The organism is Brucella sp. NBRC 12950 (assembly GCF_030268145.1).
GTDB lineage: Bacteria > Pseudomonadota > Alphaproteobacteria > Rhizobiales > Rhizobiaceae > Brucella.
Genome location: NZ_BSQC01000002.1, coordinates 1 through 26,277, shown reverse-complemented (window position 1 = coordinate 26,277; position 26,277 = coordinate 1). Strand labels below are relative to the sequence as shown.

Genomic DNA, 26,277 nt, shown 5'->3' with positions numbered 1-26,277 from the left:
GATGACGAGAGTGGGCTGCCCTTGTGAGCCGCCCACTCTCTATATCTCAGTTATTACAAACCGCTTTGCGGCATCAACAGTTGCATCTGTTGTTATCAACGCAACTGCTGATTTCCGACCATGGTTACCCTGCATGATGGGCTAGCCGAAGGATTTTGAGTATGACAATGACAGCTGAACCAGACCGCTCAGCGCGCGGCCCTAACAGATCGCGGCTGACAGATCGCCTGTCGATGAAAACCAGACGACTGATTTGGGTATGGAGCTTTTTGGCGCTACCAATCCTCTTTTACAGCGTCATTCGCTTTTATCCCACGATTGAAGCTTTCTGGCTCTCTTTCACCAATTGGGACTTGATGAGCCCACCGGAATTTATTGGGATTGCAAACTATCAGAAGCTGTTTGCCGATCCGGAATTCTGGAAAGTATTTAAAAACACCTTCGTCTATCTATTGGTTGGCACCCCCATCAGTCTGGTTCTGGCGTTTGTCATCGCATACTATCTGGACCGCATAAGATTTTTGCACGGCTTCATTCGAGCCTTGTACTTCCTGCCTTACCTTACCACTGCAGCCGCAATGGCTTGGGTCTGGCGTTGGTTCTATCAGCCTGCTCCCATTGGATTCATCAATAATATTCTGAGTTCTATAGGTCTGCCTCAGCAAGGCTTCCTGCGCTCTGTCGATCAAGGTCTCTATGCCATCATGGCAACATCAATCTGGGCAGGGCTTGGCTTTCAGATCATCATCTTCATGGCTGGTTTGCGCGCTGTTCCCAACACATTCTATGAGGCCGCACGCATTGATGGCCTTGGGGAGTGGGCGATCCTACGCAAGATTACCATTCCACTTTTGAAGCCAACGACAGTCTTTCTGGTGGTCTTCTCATCGATCGGTTTCCTGCGTATTTTTGATCAAGTCTACAACATGACCACCAACGATCCAGGCGGGCCTCTGGGGTCAACGAAGCCTCTGGTGTTAATGATCTATCAAACGGCATTCTCATCCTACGCGATGGGCTATGCGGCTGCGCAAACGATTATCCTCTTCATCATTCTGCTCTGCGTGTCCCTGCTGCAGCTCTGGATTCTAAGGGAAAAGAAATGACAACCCCAACCAAACCACTCCCTTTCCAGAACCTGAAGCCTGGCCGTATTGTAACATGGACTTTGCTGTTTATTGGCGGCCTGATTATGATAACGCCTCTGGCTTTCATGTTTTCAACCTCGTTGAAAACAGCCAGTCAGGTTTACGACCTTCGGCTTATTCCAGCGGAACCCACATTACAAAACTATGCGACAATTCTCGCAGATGGCCGCTTTGTACGCTGGTTCATGAATTCGATGATTGTTGCAGTCGTCGTAACATTATCGAACGTGTTCTTTGATAGCCTTGTGGGTTACACACTGGCAAAATTTCAGTTTCGTGGTCGCTACTTCATCTTTCTCGCGATCCTGTCGACACTCATGATCCCGACCGAAATGCTGGTCATTCCATGGTACCTGATGTCTAGCAAGCTTGGCTGGCTGGACAGCTATTGGGGCATCATGTTCCCAGGTATGATGACCGCCTTCGGCACCTTTCTCATGAAACAATTCTTTGAAGGAGTGCCCAATGACTTCCTCGAAGCGGCACGCGTGGACGGTCTCAACGAGTTCGAGATCTGGTGGAAGATTGCGATGCCCTTGGTCACACCGGCCCTCTCAGCACTGGCAATTTTCACCTTTCTCGGCAACTGGACAGCATTTTTCTGGCCACTGATCGTTTCCACAAGCCCCGAACTTTATACGCTGCCAGTAGGATTATCGAGCTTTGCTGTCGAGCAATCAATCCAGTGGGAGATGATCATGACTGGGGCTGCGATTGCCACACTGCCAACGCTCGTCGTCTTCATGCTTCTCCAACGTTACATTGTGCGTGGCGTCATGCTTGCAGGTCTTAAAGGGTGAATCATGTCAGATCTTGACCCAAAACTTTCCGACAACAGTGTCTTTCCAAATCCAGTCTACGTAGAGACGGTGCTGCGCCCTCTGTTCGACGGCGCCAAAACGCACCATGTCGATGGCTTTCGTCGAATTGATCGCGCCCATCTGGTGATGCTTGTGGAAAGTGGGATTGTGGATCGTGAACAGGCGGCACAGATCGCAGGTGCGCTTGTTGCAATCGATCAAGAGATCAATCCGGCTGAACTAAGCTATACCGGCGAAGTCGAAGATTTCTTCTTTCTGATTGAGAAGGAACTCAAAACCCGTATCGGTGCGGATGTTGCAGGTCGATTGCACACAGCACGTTCGCGCAATGATATCGACCACACCTTGTTCAAAATCGGTTTGAAGAGACAGCTTGATGTACTGCTTCACAAATCTCGTCAGCTGCTCAAGGTTCTCATTGCAGCTGCAGACCGCGAGCAGGCGACCTTAATTGTCGCATATACGCATGGCCAGCCAGCACAGCCGACAACCTTCGGCCACTATCTTGCGGCAGCCACGGAGGTGCTGATCCGCGACATTGAGCGGATTGAAGCAGCTCGCGTTATTGTTAACCAGTCTCCAATGGGGGCGGCAGCCATCACCACCTCTGGCTTCCCGATCGACCGCCAACGCGTCTCGGAGCTATTGGGTTTTGCCGTCCCCTTAAACAATTCCTATAGTTGTATCGCCGCAGTCGACTATGTGACTTCGACCTATTCCGCGCTGGAATTGATGTTCATTCATCTCGGTCGGCTTATTCAGGATTTCCAATTCTGGACAAGTTTTGAGGTCGGCCAGATTTATGTGCCGAATGCATTTGTGCAGATTTCTTCAATCATGCCACAAAAACGCAATCCGGTACCGATTGAGCATATGCGGCATCTGTCGAGCCAGACCATGGGGCGGGCACGTACTGTGCTTGATGTAATGCACAACACGCCTTTCACAGACATGAACGACAGTGAAGGTGAAACACAGCAAATGGGTTACGAGGCTTTTGCCTCAGCGGGACGTGTGCTTGATTTACTGAGCGCGTTCATTGAAGCAATCCGCATTGATCCAATCCGCGTCGCGGAGAATATCCGCCGTTCATGCATTACAATCACAGAACTTGCAGACTCGCTGGTCCGCATTGAAGGCTTATCGTTCCGCCACGCACACGAGATTGCAGCCAAGGTCGCACGTGCTGTAGTGGCGCAGGGTGGCGGACTTGAGAATGATGGCTTCGCGCCATTCCTTGATGCATTTCGCGAAGCCACCAAACGCGAACCCTCATTCGGACACGAGAAATTCGAGCAACTTGTCTCGCCGCAGCATTTCGTTGCAGTGCGTGACCGGCTCGGTGGCCCAGGACCCGAAGCGATGGCTGCAGCGCTAGCAATTTACCAAAATGCCGCCCTCGCTTTTAACGTACGAGCTTCTGAACTAGCCGATTTTGAGGCCAAAGCAGATAGCGAACTTAATCAAAAATTCAGCGCCCTTGCGGAGAGACGTTAATGGCAACTATTGAACTTGAGAAACTTGTCAAACGTTATGGCAAAGTCGAAGCGGTGCGCGCGATTGATCTTCAGATTGCAGACGGCGAATTTGTTGTATTCGTCGGCCCTTCCGGTTGTGGCAAATCCACAACCTTGCGGATGATTGCGGGACTAGAAGATATATCTGGTGGCCGACTAAAAATCGGTGATGAGGTGGTCAATGAGCGTGATCCAAAGCAGCGCAATATTGCTATGGTGTTTCAGAATTATGCAATCTATCCGCATATGAGCGTGCGTCAGAATATTGGCTTCGGGCTTTATACTTCCAATCTTTCCAAGGCAGAGAAGGCCAAACGTATCGAGGACGTAGGCGCCTCTCTTGGCCTGACCCCCTATCTGGATCGCCGCCCAGCTGCTTTATCTGGTGGCCAGCGCCAGCGCGTTGCGATTGGCCGCGCAATGGTACGCAATCCATCGGCCTTCTTGTTCGATGAACCACTGTCAAATCTTGACGCCCAATTACGTGCGCAGATGCGCATCGAAATCAAGCGCCTCCATCAGAGTCTCAAGACAACAACGGTTTACGTCACCCACGACCAGGTCGAAGCTATGACCATGGCTGATCGTATTGTCGTGATGCGCGATGGTCAGATTTTACAGACCGGAACTCCGACTGAGCTTTACGAGCATCCAGTTGATGTCTTTACAGCTCGCTTTATCGGTAGCCCATCGATGAACCTGATTAAAGGTCGTCGTACTGGTGAGAGAGTGGTTTTTGCAGAAGATGGTGATCTTCTCATCGGCATTCGACCGCACGAGCTGAAGGTCGGCGAAGCGTCGGTAGAGGGAAGCCTGTCCCTTCAAGGCGTTGTGACAGCAGTAGAGCCCCTGGGAGCAGAAACGCTGGTTCATCTGGATGTGAATGGCAGTGCGATTATCGCCACAGCGCCTGGAAAAACCGTGCCACAGACAGGCACCACACTGACTGCATCAGCGCCTTCGGGCAGCCTGTATCTGTTTGATGCCAAGACAGAAAAGAGCCGCGGTCGCCTATAATGTCAAAACAGTTCAAATCTCCTGCAGTCCTAAGCATAGGACGGTTATACTGCGACCTTATTTTCACCGGCCTGGATGCTTTACCACAGCTGGGACGCGAGGTGTTCGCGGGCGATATGAAAATTGTTGCCGGTGGTGGCGCATTCATTTCCGCTGCACATTTCGCGCATGTGGGCCGCTCGGTCGCACTCGTTGCGCGTCTTGGGACAGACACTCTGTCACAAAGTCTGAAACAGGATCTGACTGTCCAAGGCCTTGATTTGCGTTTTCTGGAAGTATCGGATGAGGCCGGACCGCAAGTGACTGTCGCTAGCGTGATTGGCAATGACCGTGCATTCTTGTCGCGCCGCGCCGGAACGGCACATCCGTCAACGTTGGACGAGGCGCTAAGCTGGAAAAGTGCAAAACACTTGCACATTGCAGAATATGCGACACTACACGAAATGCCCGATCTCATATTAAAGGCCAAAGCTGCAGGCCTGACGGTATCCCTTGATCCAAGTTGGGATGAAACTCTTATCTACAGTGATGACCTTCTGAAGAAGTGTGAGGGAGTGGATATTTTCCTTCCCAACAGCGAAGAAGCTGAAGCAATTACTGGAGAGAGCGATGCAAGTAGAGCACTTGATATCCTGTCCCAGAATTTTCCAGTCGTGGCTTTAAAAACAGGATCACAGGGCGCTTGGGTGCGTGTCGAAAATACAGCGATTCACCTGCCTGCCGAGAAAGTTAAGGTGGTTGACACCACCGGCGCTGGCGACGCTTTCAATGCCGGATTTATCGACTTCTGGATCGATGGACGGTCCGCACTGGAAAGTCTGGAAGCAGGTGTTCAGCGCGGTAGCCTTGCAGTGCAGGCTCTCGGCGGCGCTTCGATTTTGCAGAGCTAAATTATCAGCGAATTTACCTTTCTAATGAGGGGCAGCCATGGCCACACCATCCTTTATGCGACAAGAAACAATAGAAGCGTCTTCAGTTGTTTCTCGCTTGTTAAGAGAAGAAGCGGCAACATTCGCCGAAATCAAACGTATCTACCAGCAGCGCACGCCGCGTGTCATTACAACAGCCGCGCGTGGATCTTCTGATCATGCTGCATCGTTTTTTAAGTATCTGTTTGAAATCAGCGTTGGCATACCGGTTGCATCCATCGGGCCGTCCATCACGTCGGTTTACAATGGTCGTCTGCGATTAGAAGGCGGTTTACATTTTACTGTCTCGCAATCCGGCGCAAGTCCAGATATTGTTGCTTTACAGAAGGCTGCAAAAAAGGGCGGCGCAATTACAGTTGCTGTGGTCAATGTCATTGACAGCCCATTAGCACGAGAGGCCGATATTGTTCTTAACCTCCGCGCCGGACAAGAACAAAGCGTCGCTGCCACCAAATCCTGTATCGCGGGGGCTACGGCGCTTGCAGCCGTTACCGCAGCTATAGCCGAAGCCCCCCCACTTCAACACGCGTTAACGAGATTACCAGAAGCTCTGGAGCAAACCACCAACGCAACGATCGATAGTAGTCTGGCTTCTCGTCTTTCGGCAATCAATGGAATGTATGTGGTGGGCCGCGGAACCGGTTTCGCAGTTGCCTTGGAGGCGGCTCTGAAAGCCAAAGAGACCTGCGGGATACATGCGGAAGCATTTTCGCTTGCCGAAGTCATGCACGGCCCAATCCGCCTCGTGCACGGCAACTTCCCAGTGATAGCCTTTCTCAATCAGGATGAAGCTTATAATGCCAATCGACAAGCTATTGATCGTCTGATCGGATTGGGCGCGGATGTTGTAACAATCGGCGAAGGCATTATTGCAGGAAAGACAATCCATACTGCATCGACAGGCAATGGCCTGGTTGATCCTCTTGTTGGGCTAGGAGCTTACTATCGGTTTATTGAATATGTGGCGCAGGCTCGCGGATTAAATCCAGACGCACCTAAGAACCTCCGAAAGGTTACTGAAACCGTGTAACGTTTTTCAGATCTGATTATCGCCTCAATTTACAACACGATTCCAAAAACAATAAAGCCCGCCGAATGGCGGGCTTACCAATGATGACAATAGAAGATCTCCTCTATTCACCAAACTTGGTCACCAGAGACTCTCAAGCCTCAATGTTTAAACATATTCTCGCGATGCCAGCGCACGAAATGGGGATGCGGTCGCTCGTAAACACCCGTGGGACCGATCGCTCGCCCGGTCTTATTGATCAGTCCCTTAATGCTACCGCGATCATTCGCATGACGTGAGATGAGAATCTCGAGTTCATCAGATAGGCAAAATAGCCCTCAATCAAACATCCCGTGGGCCGTCCCGGATAAAGCAATCCCATTTGAAAGAATGTCAGGCCCATTCTCCCCAACAGGTCGGATGTGTGCGGCGTCAACTTCAGCACGTCCGCCATCATCGATCAACTTCAGCCCTGTTATCGCGCATCGTTTGTCGTAGGCTCGCAATACGAGCCGGCGAAACAGGCAATCTCGAACAATTCGAGACGATAGCTGTGTAATCCGCTCTCTACCCTGCTCAATTAGGCAAGGGGCATCAGTGCTGTCCGGAAAACCGTTTAGCAGTATGGTCTCACGCCGCTCGTCAGATCGTGGTAGCTCGAGCCCGTATTCCCCAGCCCAATCGACAGAACAGGATTGAGGTCGTCCGCTGCCGGATACTGCGCTCGACATTATGCTCGACCGTAGCGAGCTCATCCTAAGCGATTTTCCCATGATCGACGCATGAACCCGAGTGGCTTTCCAGTCACTTTCATATTAAATTCATTTTATCTTATGATTTGGGTACGCTTCCGTAGTTATACTGAGCACTATGGACTAATTCATCGATTAGCTGATAGGTTTCTCGGTATAAAATTGAGCTACCGAAATTGCTAAGCACTTAAAAAAACCGGTCCTGGCAAATATTCTCGCTCGAAAACGCTAACTTCGTAAGACTTCCCTACCCTCGACCCACACGCGCGCGATACTTTCCCTGCCGGCGTTCAGCACGATCTTAGCGGCCATCTCTTCTAACGTGTCTATCCCCGGCCAAACTTTTATAGGGCTAGCTGGGCGATTGGTATCAATAAGGATTGCATCAAAGCGAAAACCTGGAGCGAACTTTCCAACCGGCAGCCCGATTGCCTCGCCTCCACCGGCAGTCGCCAACCAGAGTGTCTCTGCCACTGTGACTGGTGCGCTATCTGCACCTCTACTTGCGGCTGGTAGCGACGCATCGACACCACTACTATGAGCCCGTGATGCCGTCAGGGCGTGGCGGCATGCATCTAGAACTGAAGGGCTATGCCCCCCGGAGATATCGCTACCCAGGCCAGTCCTCACCTTCATGTCGAGCCCTTTTCGCAAAGGAAAAACCGCATTGGCGAAGTAGAAATTCGACAACGGACAATGAGCCACGGCTGCACCCTTCTCACGGATGAGCTGGAGATCCTCTTCGTTGACGAAATTTGAGTGTGCAAGCACGGTATGTTCACGCAGCAACCCAAAATCGCGCAACACCTCACTGTCTGTACGGCCATGTCGGGAAAGAACGAAATCACGTTCCCAGTCACTTTCCGAACAATGTGTTTGAACCAGGCAGCCAGTTTCAGCAGCGAGGTCCCCTAGCCCTTGTAAAAGTGCATCGCTGCAGCTGGGGATAAAGCGCGGCGTAATGATCGGTCTGACTAACGCATCTTCCCTGCCATCCAAAGCACGTACACGGTCAATGAAGGCGCGTGTGTCCGCGATCGCCGTATGAGCGTTTTCATCGCGATAATATGCGGGACACTGCTCCGGATCATCCATTGCCACCTTACCTACAAAAGCACGTTGGCCTTCATCGAGGCAGATTTGAGCAAGCTCTACCGAAGCCTCGACATGCGTCGTGGCGAAATAAACCGCAGTCGTTGTGCCATGTGCTAACAGGCTACGCACCAGGTCGCGATACACAATTCGGGCAAAATCAACGTCTTCATACTTGGCTTCCAGCGGAAACGTATATTTCTGCAGCCAGACTTCAAGCGGTTCATCCAAGGCTTTGCCAAGTTGCGGCCACTGTGGAGCATGAATATGAAGATCAACAAGTCCTGGCATCAGAATGCTCCCCTCTTCCAGCTCAATCAACTGGTTAGAAGCCCTGGCATCCGCGACCAAGCGATTAAAGTCCGCTGTGCCGTCGATTTCGACACGAGAGATGATGCCTTTTGAATCAACCGCTATCGCTACGCGATCCATTGCCTCTATTCGGCCAAGCTCAGGGGTGTGGAAAGCAGCGCCGCAGATTACCGTATTATGCATAAAAATCCTCTATACCGCCCGTTAGCGAAGCTTTGGGAAAGCGGCAACAAAACATGGGATAAACCAAAATCGATGCGAATCTTCTAAGTGAATTATCTGTCCATTTCTATATTAAGATTTGTGACACGAAGGCGCCCAGGAAATAAAGGCCACCCCATATCCGAAGAGGGATTTAATGCATGGAATCACCGCAAGCATATGAGGGTGCGCTCGTCGCCGGACCTGATGATAAAATTCCTCCAGCAAAAGCCGCATTTCTTGGGCTTCAGCATGTCCTCGCGATGGACGTCTACATCGTGCCGTTTATCATTGCTTCGGTACTGGCGTTTAACGTCCCTGATTCAGCGGCGTTTATCCAATCGGGCTTTCTGGCGGCGGGCATCGCAACGCTTATCCAATCGCAATGGATCATGCGCCTTCCCATCGTTCAGGGTCCGTCTTACGTACCGATCGGTGCAGTCCTCGCTATTGCATTTGGTGCAGGTGGAGGAATTGCAGGTCTTTCAACTGTCATCGGCGCTTTGATCCCCGGCGCCATTGTTATTGCCTTGTTGGGATTAACAGGCGTCTTCCATAAGATTGTTGGCCGGCTCGTGCCACCGTTGGTTGGCGGAACGATCATCATCGTGGTGGGTATCGCGCTAATGCCAGTTGCGTTGCGCGAGAGCGTGTTCGCTGTTCACGGCACCGGAACTCTCACCCAGAACATCGCGCTCGCCGCAACATCAGCTGTGCTGCTTGTCGCAAGCATTGTTATCGGAATAAGCATGGGCACAAGCGGTAATTGGCTACGTGTTTCGTCTGTGGTCATTGCACTCGTCGGCGGATGTATCGCCGCCTCATTGATGGGGCGTTTCAGCTTACAGCCTGTGATTGACGCAGCATGGTTCAGCGTGCCCCGCATCGCATTCATTAATTTCGATGTAAGCTTTTCTATGTCAGCGATACTTACGATGATCGTGGTCTATCTCGTAGTACTGGCAGAAACCACTGGAACGTGGTTTGCAATTAGTGCAGTGACCGACAAGCCGTTGACTAAAGAACAACTCGACCGCGGTGCAATCGGTGAAGGGCTCGGCTGCCTGACGAGCGCATTACTCTGCAGCACACCTGTGACAGGATATTCGTCAAATGCCGGTATCATTGCAGTAACAGGGATCGCTAGTCGGGTGGCATTCGCTGCTGCAGGCGTCTTCCTTGTGCTGTTTGGTTTGATCGGTAAACTGGCTGCGGTGATCGCAGTCATCCCAGCACCGGTGATCGGTGGTGTTTTCGGCGTCGTGTGCGCAGTAATTGCGATCAATGGGTTTCGAGTCGTGCGTCATTGCGCAATGACAGAGCGCAACATGTTGGTCGTTGGATTGCCAATCCTGATGGCACTTTTTGCAACCTTGGTGCCGAAAGAATTTGTAGACAGCCTACCTGATCTCGTTCGTTATTTGCTCGGCTCATCGATTGCATTCGGTGCTATTTTCGCAATCATTCTGAACATGATACTGCCGCAGGAAAAATCGCTAAAGCTTTGATTGCTGCGAAAATCGCGTCTTTGCTCCGTCAGCGTTCCTAGCGAGTGAAATCGTAGGATGCTTGCGGGCTGCACGAGCCTTCAACTTCAATTGCACTCGCTATTGAATGGTACGCAACGTACTCGGGGGATTGGCTTGTGGTATGACCATCAGCCAGAAGCGATGCGCATTAGCCCGCAGCACGATGTGCCTATGTGTGGCGGCGGTTAGGTCTATAGCTATTGGCCGGAGCCCAATATAACATCACCGACATGGCTAAATGGCCCTAGAATGGCCGCTAGGTAAAAGGCTAGAAGTATCACGCTGTCGAAGTCCTCTCGGTTCAGGAAAGGAACCTCGTCTGTTGGGCATATCAGATATTCGCCAGACCTGCTGTTAACTACGGGCACATGGTCAAACGAACGAGCGGAGCCGCGGCGAAAACGCTGCATGAAGGGCATGATGCTTGCGAGTTGAGACCGAATAACGGACGAGCCGGAGATTGCTACTCACAAAGGAGCAGCTAGCACTGATATCTTTGCCAACTAGCAACAATGGCCTTCTTCGCCGCGCAGTATGTTGCCGCTGGGGCGCCTCTTTACAATTTCAAGTTATACCATATGCCAAATACTTAATTCAGATGTGTATTCGACTGATCTAGGGAACGTTTGGAAAAGAGGCACGTCGCTTCAGCGAAATACGAAATACGAAATACGAAATACGAAATGTTGGCAGCCAACGATTGCCTGGAATTGGAAGTGTGTCATCTTGACCGCCATATTTAATCGTATTGGTCAATCCTGTGTGTGCGAAGAATTGACTCAAGCAGGGGGCATGTTCACGCGCCTCCGCTGGCTATGAGCGTTGCCTGTGCGACGCGGAAGTTATCCTGGAGCGCCTTGTGGTTATCGAGCCCTTCGAGGGCATAAAGGTTAAGGAACTGGCGTCCGGCAAACAGCTGGCGGTCGACGTTGCTGAGGTCTGCTTCGTCGCAAACTTCTTGCCAGTGTTCGGCGATGGTCGTGATCTGATGTTCGATCAGCACTGCGGCTTCCGCCTCTTTCAGGTGATAGTCGGGAGCAGCAGCGAGCAAGGTGGCGATCGTGCTGGCACGGCGCTCACCCTTGATCAGCATAGCCTGTGTGGCTTCGTTGCCCGCGCGGCTTTGCGGGCAGATGTCATAAGCCGGCGTGAGCGTCAGCATCTTGCCATTCCAGAAAGCCGCATGATTGCGAGCGTTGTCGTCGGTATTGCCGCACAGCACGTTGAAGCAAATCCGCCCGTAGAGTTCCTTGAGCGTGTCCTTAGGGTCGGTGAAGCGATGGCGAATGAGTTCGGCGAGGTCTTCGTATGAGGCATAGCGGGCCATCATTTCATCAAGACCCAGCATGGTCAGAGCTGAGACCATGTCGTGCCGCGTCCAGCCATCCTTTGTGTGTGTACGGTCGAAGCGTTCAATAAGCAACACATCCTTATGGGCGGCGCAGGCCATAGACACGGGAGCGGCGTTGATTCCGCAGGCTGCTGCTAGCTTCATCGCGATGAACTCGGCCTTCACGACGCTATAGGTGTCGTTGGCAGCTGAGAATTTGGCGATGAACTTCTTTGTGCCATCGTCGATAAGCGCCTTGGGACGTGCACCGCCAATCGACGTGCCATGATGGATGGCCTGGTCGAGTGCAGGGGTTAGGGGGACGCCTTTTTCGATGAGGGCGGCAGCTTCCATGAGCTCATCAAGCGATGCTTGTGCGGCAAGGCGGGGGAAATAATCTGTGGCAGATACCTGGAAATCGAGGGCACCGATGCGGTCAGAGCCGGACTGGAGCAGAAAGGTCAGTTCGCTGAGCTCCGGCACGCCGGCGGCGTCCGGCTTTTTGCCCATCAGCCTGTTGATGATGACACGGCGGCCCCAGGCATCAGGCGAGCAGTCGCGGATGCAACTTGCCATCGTCAGGCCGTTGATGGGCGCAATGACACCTGCTTGGAGTGGAAGTTCAGGTTCGTAGATGGGAATGGCACTCTTCCGGCGGCGATAGCTGGCGCCGTAGGTAAAGAGCAGGCGCTCGCCAACCTGGTCGAGGCGGCCGGCCACCACCGGTTCCGTTGCCCCCGGTAGCCACATCCACACAAAAGCTTCGGTAGTGTCTGCCTTAGAAGTCATCATCGACCTCCTTCACGGCATGGCGTACGCTCTTCGGCAGCAGTGTCAGTTTTTCAACGAGTCGGGCATTGTGAATCTGGAGCGTGCGCTCGTCATAGTCGAACAGACGCACACCGACGAGTGAGGCAACCTCAAAGACGAGGCCTATCTCGGGACCCGGTGCGCCTTTTTCGATACTAGAGAGGGTGGTGCGGCTGATGCCGGCGCGGTCCGCCAGTTCCTGTGCGGTCAGGCCTCGCTCGGCACGGCCGACGCGGATCAGCTTGCCGATCATAGCAAGCGCTTGACGCGTAACTCTGGAATAGCTTCTCTGACGGGGCACAGTGATATCAGCTTTGTTCATTTAAGTGGACGTGAGGCCATCTCATGTCCGGATTCTTGTACATTGTGTCATAGCCATGACGTTTAATCAAGTTTTGTCCATCTAATTGGACATAAGGCTCGTTCGCGGCCAGATTTTTGTACAGAGCGAAGTAGAGCTGGGGTGGCGACCGTGCGATAAAAGTATATCGTGAATCGGGCTTTTATGAAGGTTGGATATACGGAGTACGGATCAGCGCTGTATTCAACGATCCATTCCAACCCATACTACAATAGGATGCCACTAACTTAATATGATGAGTAGCCAGCGGGGGGAAGTTCGTGAGGGTTTGCTCTCCTGTTACGCTTGCGACCGGAGCAGCCAATACATCATGAGCTGGAATTCGCGCGTTAGCAATCACTGGCGTACCGGCAAGAATATCATTGCACGGAACAACGATGTCGTGTGCATCATCCCGGATTCTTGCCCTCTCATACCTCCAGCCCTGGATCGCTATACCATTACCACCCCTTCGCCACTGCGCGACAGCTTTCCCTCTGATGCTTCAGATATAACGCCGGAGGGGATTTTCGGGAATGCAGAAAGCCTTCCAAAGAAGGAGCAACGATCGCCAGCGAAGATGAAATCTTCGTGCCAGCGATAAGATTTGGTTTATGTTTTGGAGATTTGGTTGCGGGGGCACGCAAATACCGATACCGACACTCACTAAAGGTAGCCATCTAGCAGCGTTTCAGGAATTTATACCAATACGCCTTTTCAACCAACTCTTGCAGATCGCTAGGCCCGATGCCTGTCATTAAACCGGCAGAGAGCACTAAGGTCGCAAAGCAGGCCGACAGTTACGAGGCCCTAACCAGACTATCCGATTGTAATGTTTGCTCTTATCAGTTGCGACAGGTTTCACCAACTTGGGGCATGCAATAGATACAGCTTGGATTATTGACAGTTCCTATATATCTGTTATTCTGGATATATGGAAAATGACACTGCAATTACGGCGCTGGCCGCCCTCGCTCAATCGACACGGCTCGATACATTCCGTCTGCTGGTGAAGCATGAACCTGACGGTGTTCCGGCAGGCGAACTGGCGCGCATTCTGGATGTTCCGCAAAACACAATGTCCGCGCATCTTGCGACGTTGTCGCGTGCTGGTCTCGTGAACGGCGAACGTCAGAGCCGTTCGATCATCTATCGCGCTGACCTCGACCGATTTCGAGAACTGACCCTTTTCATGATCAAGGACTGCTGTGGCGGCAGTGCCGAACTCTGTGCACCTCTTATAAAAAGCCTGACACCCTGTTGCGAACCAAAGACGGTCGCCCAGTAACACAAGGCCGCTGAATTCGGCCTTACACAAACGGACTGATAAAATGACGGATCGAGTCTACAACGTGCTCTTCCTGTGCACGGGCAATTCCGCACGCTCAATTTTGGGCGAAGCAATTCTGAACAAGGACGGCGAAGGTCGTTTTCACGCCTATTCGGCTGGTAGTCGGCCCAAAGGCGGCGTTCATCCTCTCGCAATCAAGGAACTGGACGCTCTCGGCTATTCCACCGAGAACCTGAGCTCAAAAAGCTGGGACGTGTTTTCAGTTAGCGACGCCCCTCAGATGGATTTCATTTTCACGGTTTGCGACAACGCTGCGGGAGAAGCCTGCCCCGTCTGGATTGGCCATCCTATGACAGCCCATTGGGGCATCGAGGACCCTGCCGCCGTCGAAGGAAATGAAGCAGAAAAACAGCGCGCCTTTGCGCAGGCGGCCCGTTTTCTGAAGAACCGAATATCAGCATTCCTGAGCCTTCCCCACGCCACGATAGACCGTATGGCGCTTCAAAATCATCTGAAAGAAATCGGCACCATGGAAGGTAGCACACAGACAAATGTGGAGAATAACTGATGTCCACATTCGAACGATATCTGACTGTCTGGGTGGCTCTTTGCATTGTCGCAGGCGTAGCTCTGGGCCACTTCTTTCCGACAGTATTCCATGCAATCGGATCTGCTGAAGTCGCCAGGGTCAACATTCCAGTCGCCATTCTCATTTGGCTCATGATCATCCCTATGTTGCTGAAGATCGATTTCAGCGCATTGAGACAGGTCACTGAGCACTGGCGCGGCATTGGCGTCACGCTCTTTATCAATTGGGCCGTCAAACCATTCTCTATGGCGCTTCTTGGCTGGTTGTTCATTGGCTGGCTGTTTCGCCCTTATCTGCCTGCAGACCAGATAGATTCCTACATTGCAGGGCTGATTATTTTGGCGGCTGCCCCTTGCACGGCAATGGTATTCGTCTGGTCCAACCTGACCAAGGGCGAGCCGCATTTCACGCTGTCACAGGTCGCACTGAACGATGCGATCATGGTTGTGGCCTTTGCCCCTATCGTCGGGCTACTGCTCGGACTGTCGGCAATTACTGTCCCGTGGGATACACTCGTTTTGTCGGTTGTCCTCTATATCGCCATTCCGGTGATTATCGCGCAAATCCTGCGCAAAAGCATTCTCGCCAGTGGTGGAGAACGAGCGTTCGATGCAATGCTCAAGACACTACAGCCCCTGTCCCTGGTAGCGCTTTTGGCGACACTCGTTTTGCTATTCGGGTTTCAAGGAGAGCAGATCATCGCACAACCCCTGATCATTGCGGTGCTGGCCGTTCCGATCCTCATTCAGGTCTATTTCAACTCTGGTCTCGCTTATCTGTTGAATCGCATTTCAGGCGAACAACATTGCGTCGCCGGTCCCTCGGCTTTGATTGGCGCATCCAACTTCTTCGAGCTGGCAGTAGCAGCCGCAATCAGCCTTTTCGGCTTCTCATCTGGCGCGGCGCTCGCAACAGTGGTTGGCGTTCTTGTTGAAGTGCCCGTCATGCTCTCTGTCGTCTGGATCGTGAACCGCTCAAAGGATTGGTACGAACGCGGTGCCAATCAAAAGCCAGTCACCGAAACAGGAAAACTCTGATGTCAGTTACGATCTATCACAATCCGAACTGTGGCACCTCTCGCAACACATTGGCCTTGATCCGTGCCAGCGGCGAAGAGCCTGTCGTCATTGAATATGTACAAAATCCGCCGCCGCGAGAACGACTGGTCGAACTGCTCACTGCAATGCAGATGACGCCTCGCCAACTCCTTCGCGAGAAAGGCACACCATATGCCGAATTGGGATTGTCCGATCCCAAATGGACCGATGATGAACTGGTCGACTTCATGATGGCGCATCCTATCCTGATTAATCGTCCAATCGTGGAAACGTCGCTTGGCACCAAACTGTGCCGTCCGTCAGAACTGGTTCTCGACATTCTGGAAAACCCGGTGTCGTCATTCACCAAAGAGGACGGAGAAGTCATCACCTATGAAAGAAAGTCGCGCTGACATGGACCTGCCGAACCTCGATCAGAATTCCTTCGCATTGCCTGATCTGGATGCATTACGCGCCGACTTTCCAAAGCATAAGCCTCGTATCCTTTTGCTCTATGGCTCACTTCGTGACCGTTCCTATAGTCGGTTTTTGACGCTGGAAGCGCAGCGCCTTCTGGATGCGATGGGCGCTGAAACGCGTATCTTTCATGCCAATGGTCTTCCTTTGCCAGACGACGGTTCAGCAGAGCATCCGAAGGTTCAGGAATTGCGCGAGGCAATGCTTTGGTCAGAAGGGCAAGTCTGGACCAGTCCAGAACGTCATGGAGCCATGAGCGCTGTCATGAAATCGCAGATCGACTGGATCCCATTGCCGGGTGGAGCAATTCGTCCGACGCAGGGCCGAACGCTTGCATTAATGCAGGTTTCTGGCGGATCGCAGAGCTTCAACGCCGTTAATCAGATGCGTATTCTTGGGCGCTGGATGCGAATGATCACCATTCCAAACCAATCATCCGTCGCAAAGGCATGGCAGGAATTTGACGACGCTGGACGGATGAAACCCTCATCATTCTATGATCGCGTGGTCGATGTGATGGAAGAACTAGTGAAGTTCACACTTCTGACGCGTGGCATCTCGGATCATCTCACAGACCGATATAGCGAGCGCAAGGAAGAAGCTGCCAAACTCGAAAAGCGTGTTTCGTTGAAATCAATATGAGCGCTGAACGGCTTCCCATTGCGGCCATCGCCGGTCTCGGCCTGACCCAGAATATCGGTTACGGCACTTTATATTATTCCTTCAGCATTCTCGCGCCATCCATGGCGCGGGACTTTTCCGTTTCCAACGAATGGATTTTCGGAGCGCTGTCAATTGCCCTGTTAGCAGGGGGCTTTCTGGCTCCCTGGTTAGGCAAATGGATTGATCGTTACGGCGCAGGTCGCATGATGACGATAGGCTCGATACTGGCCGCCGTCTCTCTCATACTGTGTTCGCTTTCTCCCAACGCTTTGGCGTTTGCAGGCGCGCTGACGATCATCGAAATCGCCGCAAACCTCGTCCAGTATGGAGCAGCCTTTGCATTATTAGTGCAATTGGCGCCAAATGTTGCCCAGCGTAGCATCACCTATCTGACACTGATTGCAGGCTTTGCCTCGACAATTTTCTGGCCCATCACAACAACACTTCAGCATTGGCTCACCTGGCAACAGACCTATTTGCTGTTCGCTTGCCTCCACTTGTTTCTCTGCGTGCCGGTACACCTTATGCTCGCGCGTTCCATTGCAAAGAGTGATCGGAAGCGATCAACGAATGGAACAGTCGCAGCCGCCTGTTCAGGTGATCTGCCTGCCCATCAACGGCGCAAAGGTTTGCTACTGGTTCTCGTCGCATTCTCGATGCAGGCTCTCGTTGCAGCGGCTATTCTGGTCCATATGGTGCCGATTTTGGGTGCGCTCGGTCTTGCAGGTTCTGCAGCTTTTATTGGCGCGATGTTCGGACCATCTCAGGTGGCCAGCCGCCTGATCAACATGCTCGGTGGCAAGAACCTTATGCCGATCAATCTGGCAGCAATCTCCGCCTCATTGATGGGTCTAGCCCTCATTGTTCTGCTATTCGGAGCTCCGTCCATTATTGCGACGATGATGTTTGCCTGTCTTTTTGGCTTTGGAAACGGTCTCTTCAGTATTGTCTCCGGAACCTTGCCTTTGTCACTGTTCGGCAGTGATGGCTACGGTTCCATGCAGGGCAAAATCATATCAGCCAGATTAATCGTGTCCGCCACTGCACCGTTAGCGATGGCTTCCAGTATAACGAACTTTGGTGCGAGCTGGAGCCTCACTATTCTGGCTCTTACTGCCGCTTTAGGCGTCGCGATTCTCACAGGATTGAAGTTGCTTCGTTGATGTCAGCTTACAGGAAAATGTGGTTGGAACTAAACCACGGCAGTAAAGCGCAATTCGCCCAACCCGGAAGCATCAAGCTGATCGATACAGTAAAAATCGAGGCCCAAGCCGCAGACCGCCCATTCCAAACCATTGAGGGACTTTCTGCTATGTCCACATCGCCTGCTTCTGCCAGTTTGCCGGGCGTGTAATTCGTTCATCGCCGTGACATAGTCACTTTATATTATCGAAATTCGATAACGATACTCGATGGAATGGATGCATTGGGATCATGTGGGCATATGGAACATCAATATCTGCTGAATGGCCTCATTCGCCTTCACGTTCTGCATCATGCGGCCGAAGGCGAGGTCTATGGACAGTGTATGATCGAAGAATTGGTCAATCATGGATACAAGCTGAGTGCCGGGACGCTCTATCCGATGCTGCGTTCGATGGAGAAGAAGGGCTATCTCATTTCCGAGAAGCAACGTGCGGGACGTTCCGTCCGGCACATCTATCGAGCGACGCCGCTTGGCCGGGAGGCATTGGAGATGGCACGCGGCAAGGTCCGCGAGTTGATCGGCGAGATGCTAGAACATCGCTGAGTCCATTTACCTGCATTCGCTCCATTGACACCATTTGTATCGTCCGGAGACCGTGATGACCGCACATGATAATTCAGCCCGTGCCGCGCAACCGGCTGCCGGATCGGCTCTTGAAGTCTTTCGAGTGTTTCTCAAACTTGGGCTGACATCCTTCGGTGGGCCAATCGCTCATCTTGGATACTTCCGCGATGAACTGGTGGTGCGCCGCAAGTGGATCAACGAGGAAGGTTATGCCGATCTAGTCGCACTCTGTCAGTTCTTACCCGGGCCGGCTTCGAGCCAGGTTGGATTCTCACTCGGTGTCTTGCGCGGCAATGGGCTGCTCGGCGGTTTTGCCGCCTGGCTCGCCTTCACGATGCCGTCGGCCGTGATCCTGTTTGCCCTCGCACTCAGCGCGGCGGCATTTACTGGAACTGCTGCGGAAGGTGTGTTGCACGGATTGAAGCTGGTCGCCGTCGCCGTGGTCGCCCATGCGATTTGGGGCATGGCTAAGAGCCTTACCCCCGATCGGGAACGCGCGGGAATTGCTTTGGCCGGGATCGCCATAGTGGTTTTCATTGGCGGCTCATTCGGCCAGATCGGTGCGATTGCGCTAGGTGCCATCGCCGGACTCTGGCTCTGCCGCGGTGAACTTTCCAAGCCAACGGGCCATCTCCGCTTTCCGGTTTCGCGTCGCAACGGGACGGTATCCCTCTTTCTGTTTGCTGCTTTTTTCGTGATCCCGCCGTTACTGGCCACGACGACCGGCCATCAGGCGGTGGCACTTTTTGACGCTTTTTACCGTTCCGGCGCTTTGGTGTTCGGAGGAGGACATGTCGTGCTCCCCTTGTTGCAAGCACAGGTGGTGGCACCTGGTTGGGTCACGAACGAATCCTTTCTGGCCGGTTATGGTCTGGCGCAGGCCGTACCAGGACCGCTATTCACCTTTTCCGCCTATCTCGGCGCGGTCATGGGGCCGACGCCCAATGGTCTAGCGGGCGCGTCCATCGCGCTCGTTGCGATCTTCCTGCCGGGTCTTCTACTGGTCTACGGAATGCCCCCCTATTGGGATGCGTTGCGATTGCGGCCGACCGCTCAGGCAGCCATGCGTGGCGCGAACGCCGCCGTCGTCGGCATCCTGGGCGCAGCCCTCTACGACCCGGTTTGGACAAGCGCGGTTTTTGCACCACGGCATTTCACACTGGCTTTGGCCGGGTTTCTCCTACTCACTGTCTGGAAAGTTCAGCCGTGGATCGTCGTCGCGCTCCTGGCCGTAAGCGGGATGTTGCTTCATGTAATCTGAAATTTCCTGTCACGTAATTCTTAAAACACGAAACGCAAACACGGGTGCTGATTTCTCTGGAAGAAATAGACGGAACGACTGCTTTGAGGAAGGTGTGAAGGCTACGCTAATGTCCGAAATAAAGCGCAAAGCTGACCGACATTTTTTGGCATCGGACCGAGCACGCCGGCGGAAATGGTGGCTCTACCCGCCCAGAACCTCGAAGGCTAGACCGCCCGACGATGGAAGGCATAAGACTCCCTTTGAATGGGATATCTTTGCCAAAGGGCCTTGAAAAAGTCGTCGATCTCCAAACTTGACATGGGATAATTTGGGCATGAGATTTCACGGAAGAGCTTCGATTGGCGGCGGCGACCACCGTGCTTCCAACGCTTCCGTCTTGGGCAAATACAGCCTCATGACGACATAAAAGATTTCGGCCGGAGCTGGCAGCCAGTTCGATTCCAGCTCCACTCCCGGGCTGACATGCTGCAGGTAGAGGACGATCTCGCCCTTGTCGTTCTTCTTGAGGTCAGCAAGCATCGCCGAGTTGATCAAGTAACGGTCGATGGGGTTGGCGACAAGGAGTTGTTTGGGCCTGTCATACATGGTGAGCGACCAGAAGGCATCGACCGGTGGAAGCGCCTCCTGGGTGAAGGTCAGGGTGTATTTTCCTGTCTTACCGTCTAGTAGTGCCTTCTGTGCATCGAAGGCATAGATGACGTAAAGTGCCTCTTGCACCGAGTTGCCGTAGATTCCTCCCTGCGCCGCTGCGGCGCGTGTCATGTATTGGCCCTTCATGAATTCAGGCGTGCCGAATATCTTGGATGAATCCGTCAGCCGGCCAGCCTCGTCGCGAATCTCCTTTTCCGTCGCGACCACCACCTCTTTCATTAGCGCCACAGTATCGGGTGAAACATCCGTTCCCGGCCACGTTGCTCTTTCGCGGATACCGAGCTTGGCAAGATTTTCCCGCTGCGCCTCATCGCCCGGATAAGGGGGCGCGAACTGAAGCAGGAATGCAGCAAGCTGCCAGTAGTTTGTGACCATCAGCTCATCCGAGATGGGCATCCAGTCGACGGCCAAAGGAGCGGCTGGAGCCGGCGTGCCGGCATAGGCGGAAAGCAACTGTGCCTTGTAGCTCGCCTGGATCTCCTTCACCTTGTCGAGATCATCGGACGAGAAGAGCTGCGTCCTGACGATGCCGATGGCGAGCGCAGTCGGCATTTCGATCACCCTCTTGATGCCCTTCGGCACGTCGCCCTTCCAGCCAGGGCCGGTGATGAGAAAATCTCCGCCGTCATTACCGTCGAGCCGCGTCCCAGGATAGTCGACATTATTGGTATAGAGGTCGATGAGTTGCAGCGAATAGTAACGGTTCTTCTCAATCTGCGGCATCGTTACCACGACGGGCTCCGCCCTTAGATCGAACACGATGAAAGAATAGGGCGTGTCCGAATTGGGCGTGATGATTGCCGTATCTGCTGGCGTGTAGACCCGTGCGATACTAACGAGAGCGTTGAGCGGACCTTTGTATTGGCTGCCGCGTGGTTCCAACGCGTACTGATACATGGTGAGGTAGTTTTTTACCAACGGATAGGTGTAAATATACGCCTCACGGGCCACTGCCCTCATGTCATCCGCAGCCAAAGCCGGAAGTGACGGCAGCGCCATTAGTGCAACGGTGCCCGCCAGAAAGCTACGACGCTTCATTTCACTTCCTCCGCAACGGGGAATTTCCAGCTTCCGTCGAGAATTTGCGTCTCTGGCCGATAGAGACGTACCATGTAGTTCCATCCCTCGGGCGTCGGCAGGCAGTTGGCGATTTTTCCGTCGCAAGCTCCAAACTGGATCGTGATCGAACCATCCGCGCTCTTTTGTGCAGTCACATTGTTCAGCGAATAAGCATTCAACTCGTTCGGCGTGAAGAAGCCGTCCTTGTTGTAGACCGTGACGGACCAAAAATCCTTGACCGGAACATCCTTCACAGTCAGCCGATAGACATTCTTGCCGGCGTTCTTTTCCGGCGTCACGTTGAGATAGAGCGCTTCCTTGTCCGGGTTTCCACCCCATCCAAGTGCTGCTCCAATCAAATGCCGTACCGGATCTACCTCGTCGCGCGATCCGAACATCTTCGCGGTTTGAGGTAGCAAAGCGCCTAGATCCAGGAGCGCGCGGCGGGTCTTGTCCCGACTTTTGCCGTCCCACTGTGGGATCTCAAAATTACCTTCTGCTTCCTGCTTGACCGTTACCGCATCCTGGAGTGCGTGAACCTTCTTCATGTCTTCGGCGTCGTCGGGATTAGCAAAAAAGCGGAAGGCTGCCACGACATAACGGGTCCCTATGTCCTTGCGCGTCAAGGTATGCGAACCAGCACCGTAATATACACCGTGGGCGTAGTGGTCCTCATCGATCACAAGGAGCGACACAAACCGGCTGCCGGTATCGGGTACATTAATAGTCACCGGCCCCGCGTCCAGATCGAAGACGGCCGAAGAATAGAGAGTATCCCGGTTCAGACGAATGACTGTCTGCTTGTCAAGTGGCGCCATTTCCCGCGTATGGTCGAACTTGCCAAAACCACCGTTCGCGGCGATGCCGGAAAAATAAAGGTCGCTCTCTGCGCGGACAAAGTTGTCGCTATTGACAAGGATTGGATCCGCAGCAGCTGGCAGGGCAGCAAACAGCGTCGCCGCCGCAATTGTCGAGATGTGTAACCTGGCAAGAAGCATGGGGTGTCCTCCAAAGTTGAATTTATAAAGACGCAGACGCGCCGACGACTGGTCAGAAGCGTAGGACAAGACCAAGGATCGGTCCCTGCTGCACCGCATCGAAAACAAAGCCGTCGTTGCTGTAGTCGACGCCGAGTGCGCGATAGCCAGCCACGGACGAAATCCTGTCGTTGAACTCATAGCCGAGACCGGCCGCTAGATCCCAGTCCAGGTCCGCCTGTCCGGCGCCGATTAGCCCCCAGGCACTAAGATAGAAGCTGTCCGACAGAAAGTACCGTCCGCGAAAACCTGCCATGGCGTCCACCCATGTGGCGCCGTCGCTACCCGAAACCCCGTCCAGAACGCCACCGGAAAAGGATATTTCCGTGCTCGCGCGCCAGACGCGAGCGCCGGCCACGAGGTCGAGATTGCTCCGCCCCTCCTGAAAAACAGCATAGCCCGCGCCGACAAGTCCGGCAAATGTCTCCGACGTGACATCGACTCGTCCCGCGACAACGCCCAGCGGTGTGGATGCTCCAGACGACAGCTTGGTGTACATGACATCGCCGAAGATGCTGAACCGGTCGTATCGCGCTTCGCCAATCGCCATGAACCCGAAGTCGAGATCCTTCAGAATGTCGCTGAAATCGGATTCGAGATGAACCGCTGGCAGACCGAACTGCCCAACATCGCCGGAGATGCTGGCACCCCAGAAATAAGGACTCGCCGCAAAAGTCCAACCATCAATCCCGGCCGGTTTGGCCTCAGGGACGATGAATGGCTGATGAAGGTCGGCAGCTTTGACCGATGCCCCCGCAGCAACGCTGAATAGTAATAGTGCCAACACTAAACAAGGCTTCATTGGCTTTTCCCTGTGTCAACAAATATGCATCTCGGCTCAGATTGGTATTCATCGTGGAAAGAGGAATGTGAGTAAGGTTCGCAATCGCATTTGTGGCAGGCTCGCCGCCTCATTTGCCGAGTAAAAACCAATGCCCCCAAGCCCATAGCCCCGCGCGAAGCTCACCGACGGGATCAGATTGCATATTCACAAACATTAGATTGTGCGGATCCCGACAATCTGTCATTTTTTTGAAAGTATATCATCAGTCTGTATTTCTGGTTATTTAATTTGCAACAGCGATGCAGGTATAGGGCGGTCAGCTTTTTGCCCGAACGTTTTTGAAAATGTGGAGAAAAATGTGCCGGTTATGACGCGAAAGAAGGCGGAAGAAGTCATGAGCAGGGGGCCATGGCTTGCAAGTATGAGCGATACATTTCGAACAGAACTGCTGCGACACGCGCATTTACAGAAGTTCCACCCTAACGAAATCATCTACCGGCACGGTGACCTGAGCGGAGGGATGTACGGACTTGTCGCTGGATCCCTGACCATAAATTCGGCGCCCAGCGACGCGACCCCCCGTCTGATCCATCTGGGGATGCCCGGCGCGTGGACGGGCGAAGGTCCTTTTTTGTCCGGCCAACCACGTCGTATTGAAATGAGGGCGCTTGGTGGCGCCTGGATGATGCATGTACCGCTCGAAGCTCTCGAAAAGATGGCAGCACGCGATTCCGGCGTCTTTCGCGCGATCGGCATGAACACTGTAATTACTGTTGATGTTCTTCTTCGCATCGTTCACGACTTGCAAAAGCGCGATGTTGTGCGCCGGATTGCTGCAGTGCTTCAACGGGCAGGCTGGTTGGGCGACATGACCATTGGCTTATCTCAAAGTGACCTTGGTGTCATGGCCAACGCTTCCCGGCAACAGGTCAACACGGCAATGCAACGTTTTGTTGCAGCCGGTTGGGTTAACCACACCTATCGATCTATCATTGTCGTTAACCCGGGGGCTTTGCAACGGTTTTCCGAGAACGAAGAATCCGAATAGAAACAATTGGGAAGGTTCCCGCTCTGTTTGCGTCTACGACAGTTTCCGACCCCATGTCAGCCGTCAATTTCATGGTGAGACTTCGCTGAAAGCTGCTCCTCGCAGCATATTGCGCTCATTCCCGATTCGGGCGATATTTGGTGCTACCTACAACATGGGGTAAATTCACTAATGACCGACGAACCGGCCAAGGGCCCAGCCTCCTACTTCCCTTCAATTGAAAAGAAGTACGGCCGTCCCATCGTCCATTGGCAGGATTTGGTACGTAAGGGTCTCCCGGCAAAGCACATGGATCTCGTCGCAATGTTGAAGAACGAGCATGGAATGGGACACGGGCACGCTAACGCAGTTGTCGCACACACATTGGCGCAGGACAAAAAGTAACCTGACGACGGCGGTCAAATGGCTCGCCGCCGCCCGGGTTGCTAGCGACATTGTTTGGAGGTTGCATGGCGAACACTTTTCCACACGGCACTGTTCACGAGGCACGCGCGGATCTTCAGGCGGCCCTGCAATCGGATCCGAATGTCTTCGTGCTGTGGGAAAGCCTGACGCCGCTCGGCCGGAATGAATTCATCTGCTGGGTGGATGATGCGAAACAGCCAAAGACGCGCCAGCGTCGCATAGAGCGAACCTGTGACGAACTGTTGGAGGGAGAGAAACGCCCATGCTGTTGGGCGGGCTGCGTTCACCGCACCGACAAAGCGCCAAGCCGATGGCAGCAGGCAGTCTTGATTGATCAGCAGGGGAAGAACAGGCCGTAAACCTGAGAGCGAATGTCCCGTTGCCATTCTTCCCAAGAAAAAGCTGCCCGACCGCTGCCCACCCCTTCGCAGTCGCTAGTAGTATGAAAAGCGAAATGACCGCCTACAGAAAACTTTTCGGAAGCTCGAACGTCCGGCATGAAGGCGCAAAGCTGCCTTTCGATTGTCTTGGATGCTTCATAACAACCCGCGCTAGACAAACATCAACATATACCGCCAGGCTCGCACTTTTTTGGGTTGTCCCCTGCCCCAAACTACGGTCGTTACATATTGTATGTGGTTGCGTTTGAAGCCACCCCCGATTTGAACCAATTTTGGCTAAGGCACTGTAATAACTGATGAAACTAGATTTTGGTAAGTTTGATGGATTTCAGGCAACAAAAAACCCTCAGCCAACCGTTTGAATTGATTGAGGGTTTTGGGTTCTATTTGGTTGCGGGGGCAGGATTTGAACCTGCGGCCTTCAGGTTATGAGCCTGACGAGCTACCGGGCTGCTCCACCCCGCGCCAGGGTGTTTATTATGAACCGGTTGGGTATTTTTTCGCGGTTGCCGCGTTGAATGGTCTGTTTTGTATGGTTTTGAGAAGATGATTGATATTTGTGTGCTTAGCAGACCTGGCAGCGACCTACTCTCCCGTGTCTTAAGACAAAGTACCATTGGCGCTGGAGCGTTTCACGGCCGAGTTCGGAATGGGATCGGGTGCAGCCGCTCCGCCATAACCACCAGGTCGGCGAAGAACACAAATATGAGAAGCTGTTGTCTTTCGTGCTGATATTGAGTTGTTTTCAGGCGCTGATAAACAATAAGCACACGACTGTGTGCCGTCGCTTGTGCGACGCGCCGTCCGCAGCGAAGCAGCGTTAGCTGCGACAGCGTGAGGACAAAACAAACTATCGAACTTCGTTCGATGGATATTGTAAATGGGAGTGATCAAGTCGATCGAGCTATTAGTACCGGTAAGCTACATGCGTTGCCGCACTTCCACACCCGGCCTATCAACGTGGTAGTCTTCCACGGCTCTGATAGGGAATAC

The 26,277-nt window shown here is 53.1% G+C and carries 25 protein-coding genes, 1 tRNA gene, 2 rRNA genes and 1 pseudogene; 18 read left to right on the top strand and 11 right to left on the bottom strand.

The features are described 5' to 3' along the window. The first annotated feature begins 161 nt into the window (after positions 1–161). Genes QSJ70_RS03170 through QSJ70_RS03145 form a run of 6 tightly spaced genes read left to right on the top strand, consistent with a single transcriptional unit; the run spans position 162 to position 6,462 of the window. Positions 162–1,106 carry a carbohydrate ABC transporter permease gene (locus QSJ70_RS03170; protein WP_215777380.1) on the top strand — a complete coding sequence of 315 codons (945 nt, stop codon included), beginning with the start codon at positions 162–164 and terminating at the stop codon, positions 1,104–1,106. Beyond that, positions 1,103–1,948 carry a carbohydrate ABC transporter permease gene (locus tag QSJ70_RS03165; protein WP_215777382.1) on the top strand — a complete coding sequence of 282 codons (846 nt, stop codon included), beginning with the start codon at positions 1,103–1,105 and terminating at the stop codon, positions 1,946–1,948. Before QSJ70_RS03170 ends, QSJ70_RS03165 begins: the two co-directional genes overlap by 4 nt. Before the next feature lie 3 nt (positions 1,949–1,951). Then, positions 1,952–3,466, top strand: a complete 1,515-nt coding sequence (gene argH / locus QSJ70_RS03160) for an argininosuccinate lyase (RefSeq protein WP_285534758.1) — start codon at positions 1,952–1,954, stop codon at positions 3,464–3,466. After that, positions 3,466–4,503: an ABC transporter ATP-binding protein gene (locus tag QSJ70_RS03155; protein WP_285534757.1), complete on the top strand. Its 1,038-nt coding sequence runs from the start codon at positions 3,466–3,468 to the stop codon at positions 4,501–4,503. The genes argH and QSJ70_RS03155 overlap by 1 nt, the downstream gene beginning before the upstream one ends. Beyond that, positions 4,503–5,393 (top strand): carbohydrate kinase family protein, encoded by an 891-nt coding sequence (locus QSJ70_RS03150; protein WP_215777387.1) that lies wholly within the window; start codon positions 4,503–4,505, stop codon positions 5,391–5,393. The genes QSJ70_RS03155 and QSJ70_RS03150 overlap by 1 nt, the downstream gene beginning before the upstream one ends. 37 nt (positions 5,394–5,430) lie before the next feature. Then, a complete protein-coding gene (locus tag QSJ70_RS03145) occupies positions 5,431–6,462 on the top strand; it encodes an SIS domain-containing protein (RefSeq protein ID WP_215777389.1) in 1,032 nt (343 codons plus the stop codon). Positions 6,463–6,602: 140 nt separating this feature from the next. Here QSJ70_RS03145 and QSJ70_RS03140 read toward each other — a convergent pair. Together QSJ70_RS03140 and guaD are read right to left on the bottom strand one after the other, a co-directional pair. Further along, positions 6,603–7,153: pseudogene (locus QSJ70_RS03140) on the bottom strand (HNH endonuclease); the annotation flags it as partial. Between the two features lie 268 nt (positions 7,154–7,421). Beyond that, the gene (guaD, locus tag QSJ70_RS03135) at positions 7,422–8,780 is read right to left on the bottom strand and encodes a guanine deaminase (protein ID WP_285534756.1); all 1,359 of its coding nucleotides are present in this window, start codon (positions 8,778–8,780) and stop codon (positions 7,422–7,424) included. 179 nt (positions 8,781–8,959) lie between these two features. Between guaD and QSJ70_RS03130 the strand changes: the two genes are divergently transcribed. Continuing rightward, positions 8,960–10,306 (top strand): solute carrier family 23 protein, encoded by a 1,347-nt coding sequence (locus tag QSJ70_RS03130; RefSeq protein ID WP_285534755.1) that lies wholly within the window; start codon positions 8,960–8,962, stop codon positions 10,304–10,306. Positions 10,307–11,123: 817 nt separating this feature from the next. On the opposite strand, the gene QSJ70_RS03125 is transcribed toward QSJ70_RS03130, so the two are convergent. The 3 genes from QSJ70_RS03125 to QSJ70_RS27650 form a co-directional block, all read right to left on the bottom strand. Beyond that, on the bottom strand, positions 11,124–12,446 hold the full coding sequence (locus QSJ70_RS03125; RefSeq protein WP_285535089.1) for a type II toxin-antitoxin system HipA family toxin: 1,323 nt from the start codon (positions 12,444–12,446) through the stop codon (positions 11,124–11,126). Then, positions 12,436–12,720 (bottom strand): helix-turn-helix transcriptional regulator, encoded by a 285-nt coding sequence (locus QSJ70_RS03120; protein ID WP_285535088.1) that lies wholly within the window; start codon positions 12,718–12,720, stop codon positions 12,436–12,438. Before QSJ70_RS03120 ends, QSJ70_RS03125 begins: the two co-directional genes overlap by 11 nt. A gap of 250 nt (positions 12,721–12,970) precedes the next feature. Beyond that, the gene (locus QSJ70_RS27650) at positions 12,971–13,186 is read right to left on the bottom strand and encodes a DUF433 domain-containing protein (RefSeq protein WP_352230991.1); all 216 of its coding nucleotides are present in this window, start codon (positions 13,184–13,186) and stop codon (positions 12,971–12,973) included. Positions 13,187–13,741: 555 nt separating this feature from the next. Here QSJ70_RS27650 and QSJ70_RS03115 point away from each other — a divergent pair. The 8 genes from QSJ70_RS03115 to chrA all read left to right on the top strand — a co-directional run bounded on the left by QSJ70_RS03115 (position 13,742) and on the right by chrA (position 19,896). After that, a complete protein-coding gene (locus QSJ70_RS03115; RefSeq protein WP_285534754.1) occupies positions 13,742–14,095 on the top strand; it encodes an ArsR/SmtB family transcription factor in 354 nt (117 codons plus the stop codon). Positions 14,096–14,138: 43 nt separating this feature from the next. Continuing rightward, positions 14,139–14,666 carry an arsenate reductase ArsC gene (locus QSJ70_RS03110; protein WP_285534753.1) on the top strand — a complete coding sequence of 176 codons (528 nt, stop codon included), beginning with the start codon at positions 14,139–14,141 and terminating at the stop codon, positions 14,664–14,666. Then, entirely contained in the window at positions 14,666–15,724 is a 1,059-nt protein-coding gene (gene arsB, locus QSJ70_RS03105; RefSeq protein ID WP_285534752.1) for an ACR3 family arsenite efflux transporter, read from the top strand. The genes QSJ70_RS03110 and arsB overlap by 1 nt, the downstream gene beginning before the upstream one ends. After that, the gene (gene arsC, locus QSJ70_RS03100; RefSeq protein ID WP_285534750.1) at positions 15,724–16,137 is read left to right on the top strand and encodes an arsenate reductase (glutaredoxin); all 414 of its coding nucleotides are present in this window, start codon (positions 15,724–15,726) and stop codon (positions 16,135–16,137) included. Before arsB ends, arsC begins: the two co-directional genes overlap by 1 nt. Continuing rightward, positions 16,118–16,843 carry an arsenical resistance protein ArsH gene (arsH, locus tag QSJ70_RS03095; protein WP_285534749.1) on the top strand — a complete coding sequence of 242 codons (726 nt, stop codon included), beginning with the start codon at positions 16,118–16,120 and terminating at the stop codon, positions 16,841–16,843. The genes arsC and arsH overlap by 20 nt, the downstream gene beginning before the upstream one ends. Continuing rightward, the gene (gene arsK, locus QSJ70_RS03090; RefSeq protein WP_285534748.1) at positions 16,840–18,027 is read left to right on the top strand and encodes an arsenite efflux MFS transporter ArsK; all 1,188 of its coding nucleotides are present in this window, start codon (positions 16,840–16,842) and stop codon (positions 18,025–18,027) included. The genes arsH and arsK overlap by 4 nt, the downstream gene beginning before the upstream one ends. 281 nt (positions 18,028–18,308) lie before the next feature. Next, positions 18,309–18,614 carry a PadR family transcriptional regulator gene (locus QSJ70_RS03085; RefSeq protein WP_285534747.1) on the top strand — a complete coding sequence of 102 codons (306 nt, stop codon included), beginning with the start codon at positions 18,309–18,311 and terminating at the stop codon, positions 18,612–18,614. 55 nt (positions 18,615–18,669) lie between these two features. Further along, complete coding sequence (gene chrA, locus QSJ70_RS03080) at positions 18,670–19,896, top strand: chromate efflux transporter (protein ID WP_285534746.1); 1,227 nt, start codon at positions 18,670–18,672, stop codon at positions 19,894–19,896. Between the two features lie 324 nt (positions 19,897–20,220). Here the strand turns inward: chrA and QSJ70_RS03075 are convergent, their stop codons facing one another. Genes QSJ70_RS03075 through QSJ70_RS03065 form a run of 3 tightly spaced genes read right to left on the bottom strand, consistent with a single transcriptional unit; the run spans position 20,221 to position 23,448 of the window. Continuing rightward, on the bottom strand, positions 20,221–21,588 hold the full coding sequence (locus QSJ70_RS03075) for a DUF1254 domain-containing protein (RefSeq protein WP_285534745.1): 1,368 nt from the start codon (positions 21,586–21,588) through the stop codon (positions 20,221–20,223). Continuing rightward, positions 21,585–22,607, bottom strand: a complete 1,023-nt coding sequence (locus QSJ70_RS03070) for a DUF1214 domain-containing protein (protein WP_285534744.1) — start codon at positions 22,605–22,607, stop codon at positions 21,585–21,587. The genes QSJ70_RS03075 and QSJ70_RS03070 overlap by 4 nt, the downstream gene beginning before the upstream one ends. 52 nt (positions 22,608–22,659) lie before the next feature. Continuing rightward, positions 22,660–23,448: a hypothetical protein gene (locus QSJ70_RS03065; protein ID WP_285534743.1), complete on the bottom strand. Its 789-nt coding sequence runs from the start codon at positions 23,446–23,448 to the stop codon at positions 22,660–22,662. A gap of 349 nt (positions 23,449–23,797) precedes the next feature. Here QSJ70_RS03065 and QSJ70_RS03060 point away from each other — a divergent pair, with 349 nt between their 5' ends. The 3 genes from QSJ70_RS03060 (at position 23,798) to QSJ70_RS03050 (ending at position 25,242) form a co-directional block, all read left to right on the top strand. Beyond that, positions 23,798–24,478: a Crp/Fnr family transcriptional regulator gene (locus tag QSJ70_RS03060; RefSeq protein WP_100557315.1), complete on the top strand. Its 681-nt coding sequence runs from the start codon at positions 23,798–23,800 to the stop codon at positions 24,476–24,478. A 171-nt stretch (positions 24,479–24,649) separates the two neighbouring features. Then, the gene (locus QSJ70_RS03055) at positions 24,650–24,862 is read left to right on the top strand and encodes a DUF4287 domain-containing protein (RefSeq protein WP_105535313.1); all 213 of its coding nucleotides are present in this window, start codon (positions 24,650–24,652) and stop codon (positions 24,860–24,862) included. A 65-nt stretch (positions 24,863–24,927) separates the two neighbouring features. After that, positions 24,928–25,242 carry a YdeI/OmpD-associated family protein gene (locus tag QSJ70_RS03050; RefSeq protein ID WP_285534742.1) on the top strand — a complete coding sequence of 105 codons (315 nt, stop codon included), beginning with the start codon at positions 24,928–24,930 and terminating at the stop codon, positions 25,240–25,242. A gap of 430 nt (positions 25,243–25,672) precedes the next feature. On the opposite strand, the gene QSJ70_RS03045 is transcribed toward QSJ70_RS03050, so the two are convergent. From QSJ70_RS03045 to QSJ70_RS03035, 3 genes are all read right to left on the bottom strand, one after another. Beyond that, positions 25,673–25,749 (bottom strand) — tRNA-Met (locus QSJ70_RS03045). A gap of 107 nt (positions 25,750–25,856) precedes the next feature. Beyond that, positions 25,857–25,971: ribosomal RNA gene (rrf, locus tag QSJ70_RS03040) — 5S ribosomal RNA — on the bottom strand. Between the two features lie 199 nt (positions 25,972–26,170). Then, positions 26,171–26,277 (bottom strand): 23S ribosomal RNA (locus tag QSJ70_RS03035); the annotation flags it as partial.

What these genes read in the sequence shown, in the direction of transcription:
- QSJ70_RS03170 (WP_215777380.1), top strand. Translation starts at nt 162, where the DNA reads ATGACAATGACAGCTGAACCAGACCGCTCAGCGCGCGGCCCTAACAGA.
- QSJ70_RS03165 (WP_215777382.1), top strand. Translation starts at nt 1,103, where the DNA reads ATGACAACCCCAACCAAACCACTCCCTTTCCAGAACCTGAAGCCTGGC.
- argH (WP_285534758.1), top strand. Translation starts at nt 1,952, where the DNA reads ATGTCAGATCTTGACCCAAAACTTTCCGACAACAGTGTCTTTCCAAAT.
- QSJ70_RS03155 (WP_285534757.1), top strand. Translation starts at nt 3,466, where the DNA reads ATGGCAACTATTGAACTTGAGAAACTTGTCAAACGTTATGGCAAAGTC.
- QSJ70_RS03150 (WP_215777387.1), top strand. Translation starts at nt 4,503, where the DNA reads ATGTCAAAACAGTTCAAATCTCCTGCAGTCCTAAGCATAGGACGGTTA.
- QSJ70_RS03145 (WP_215777389.1), top strand. Translation starts at nt 5,431, where the DNA reads ATGGCCACACCATCCTTTATGCGACAAGAAACAATAGAAGCGTCTTCA.
- guaD (WP_285534756.1), bottom strand. Translation starts at nt 8,780, where the DNA reads ATGCATAATACGGTAATCTGCGGCGCTGCTTTCCACACCCCTGAGCTT.
- QSJ70_RS03130 (WP_285534755.1), top strand. Translation starts at nt 8,960, where the DNA reads ATGGAATCACCGCAAGCATATGAGGGTGCGCTCGTCGCCGGACCTGAT.
- QSJ70_RS03125 (WP_285535089.1), bottom strand. Translation starts at nt 12,446, where the DNA reads ATGACTTCTAAGGCAGACACTACCGAAGCTTTTGTGTGGATGTGGCTA.
- QSJ70_RS03120 (WP_285535088.1), bottom strand. Translation starts at nt 12,720, where the DNA reads ATGATCGGCAAGCTGATCCGCGTCGGCCGTGCCGAGCGAGGCCTGACC.
- QSJ70_RS03115 (WP_285534754.1), top strand. Translation starts at nt 13,742, where the DNA reads ATGGAAAATGACACTGCAATTACGGCGCTGGCCGCCCTCGCTCAATCG.
- QSJ70_RS03110 (WP_285534753.1), top strand. Translation starts at nt 14,139, where the DNA reads ATGACGGATCGAGTCTACAACGTGCTCTTCCTGTGCACGGGCAATTCC.
- arsB (WP_285534752.1), top strand. Translation starts at nt 14,666, where the DNA reads ATGTCCACATTCGAACGATATCTGACTGTCTGGGTGGCTCTTTGCATT.
- arsC (WP_285534750.1), top strand. Translation starts at nt 15,724, where the DNA reads ATGTCAGTTACGATCTATCACAATCCGAACTGTGGCACCTCTCGCAAC.
- arsH (WP_285534749.1), top strand. Translation starts at nt 16,118, where the DNA reads ATGAAAGAAAGTCGCGCTGACATGGACCTGCCGAACCTCGATCAGAAT.
- arsK (WP_285534748.1), top strand. Translation starts at nt 16,840, where the DNA reads ATGAGCGCTGAACGGCTTCCCATTGCGGCCATCGCCGGTCTCGGCCTG.
- QSJ70_RS03085 (WP_285534747.1), top strand. Translation starts at nt 18,309, where the DNA reads ATGGAACATCAATATCTGCTGAATGGCCTCATTCGCCTTCACGTTCTG.
- chrA (WP_285534746.1), top strand. Translation starts at nt 18,670, where the DNA reads ATGACCGCACATGATAATTCAGCCCGTGCCGCGCAACCGGCTGCCGGA.
- QSJ70_RS03075 (WP_285534745.1), bottom strand. Translation starts at nt 21,588, where the DNA reads ATGAAGCGTCGTAGCTTTCTGGCGGGCACCGTTGCACTAATGGCGCTG.
- QSJ70_RS03070 (WP_285534744.1), bottom strand. Translation starts at nt 22,607, where the DNA reads ATGCTTCTTGCCAGGTTACACATCTCGACAATTGCGGCGGCGACGCTG.
- QSJ70_RS03065 (WP_285534743.1), bottom strand. Translation starts at nt 23,448, where the DNA reads ATGAAGCCTTGTTTAGTGTTGGCACTATTACTATTCAGCGTTGCTGCG.
- QSJ70_RS03060 (WP_100557315.1), top strand. Translation starts at nt 23,798, where the DNA reads ATGACGCGAAAGAAGGCGGAAGAAGTCATGAGCAGGGGGCCATGGCTT.
- QSJ70_RS03055 (WP_105535313.1), top strand. Translation starts at nt 24,650, where the DNA reads ATGACCGACGAACCGGCCAAGGGCCCAGCCTCCTACTTCCCTTCAATT.
- QSJ70_RS03050 (WP_285534742.1), top strand. Translation starts at nt 24,928, where the DNA reads ATGGCGAACACTTTTCCACACGGCACTGTTCACGAGGCACGCGCGGAT.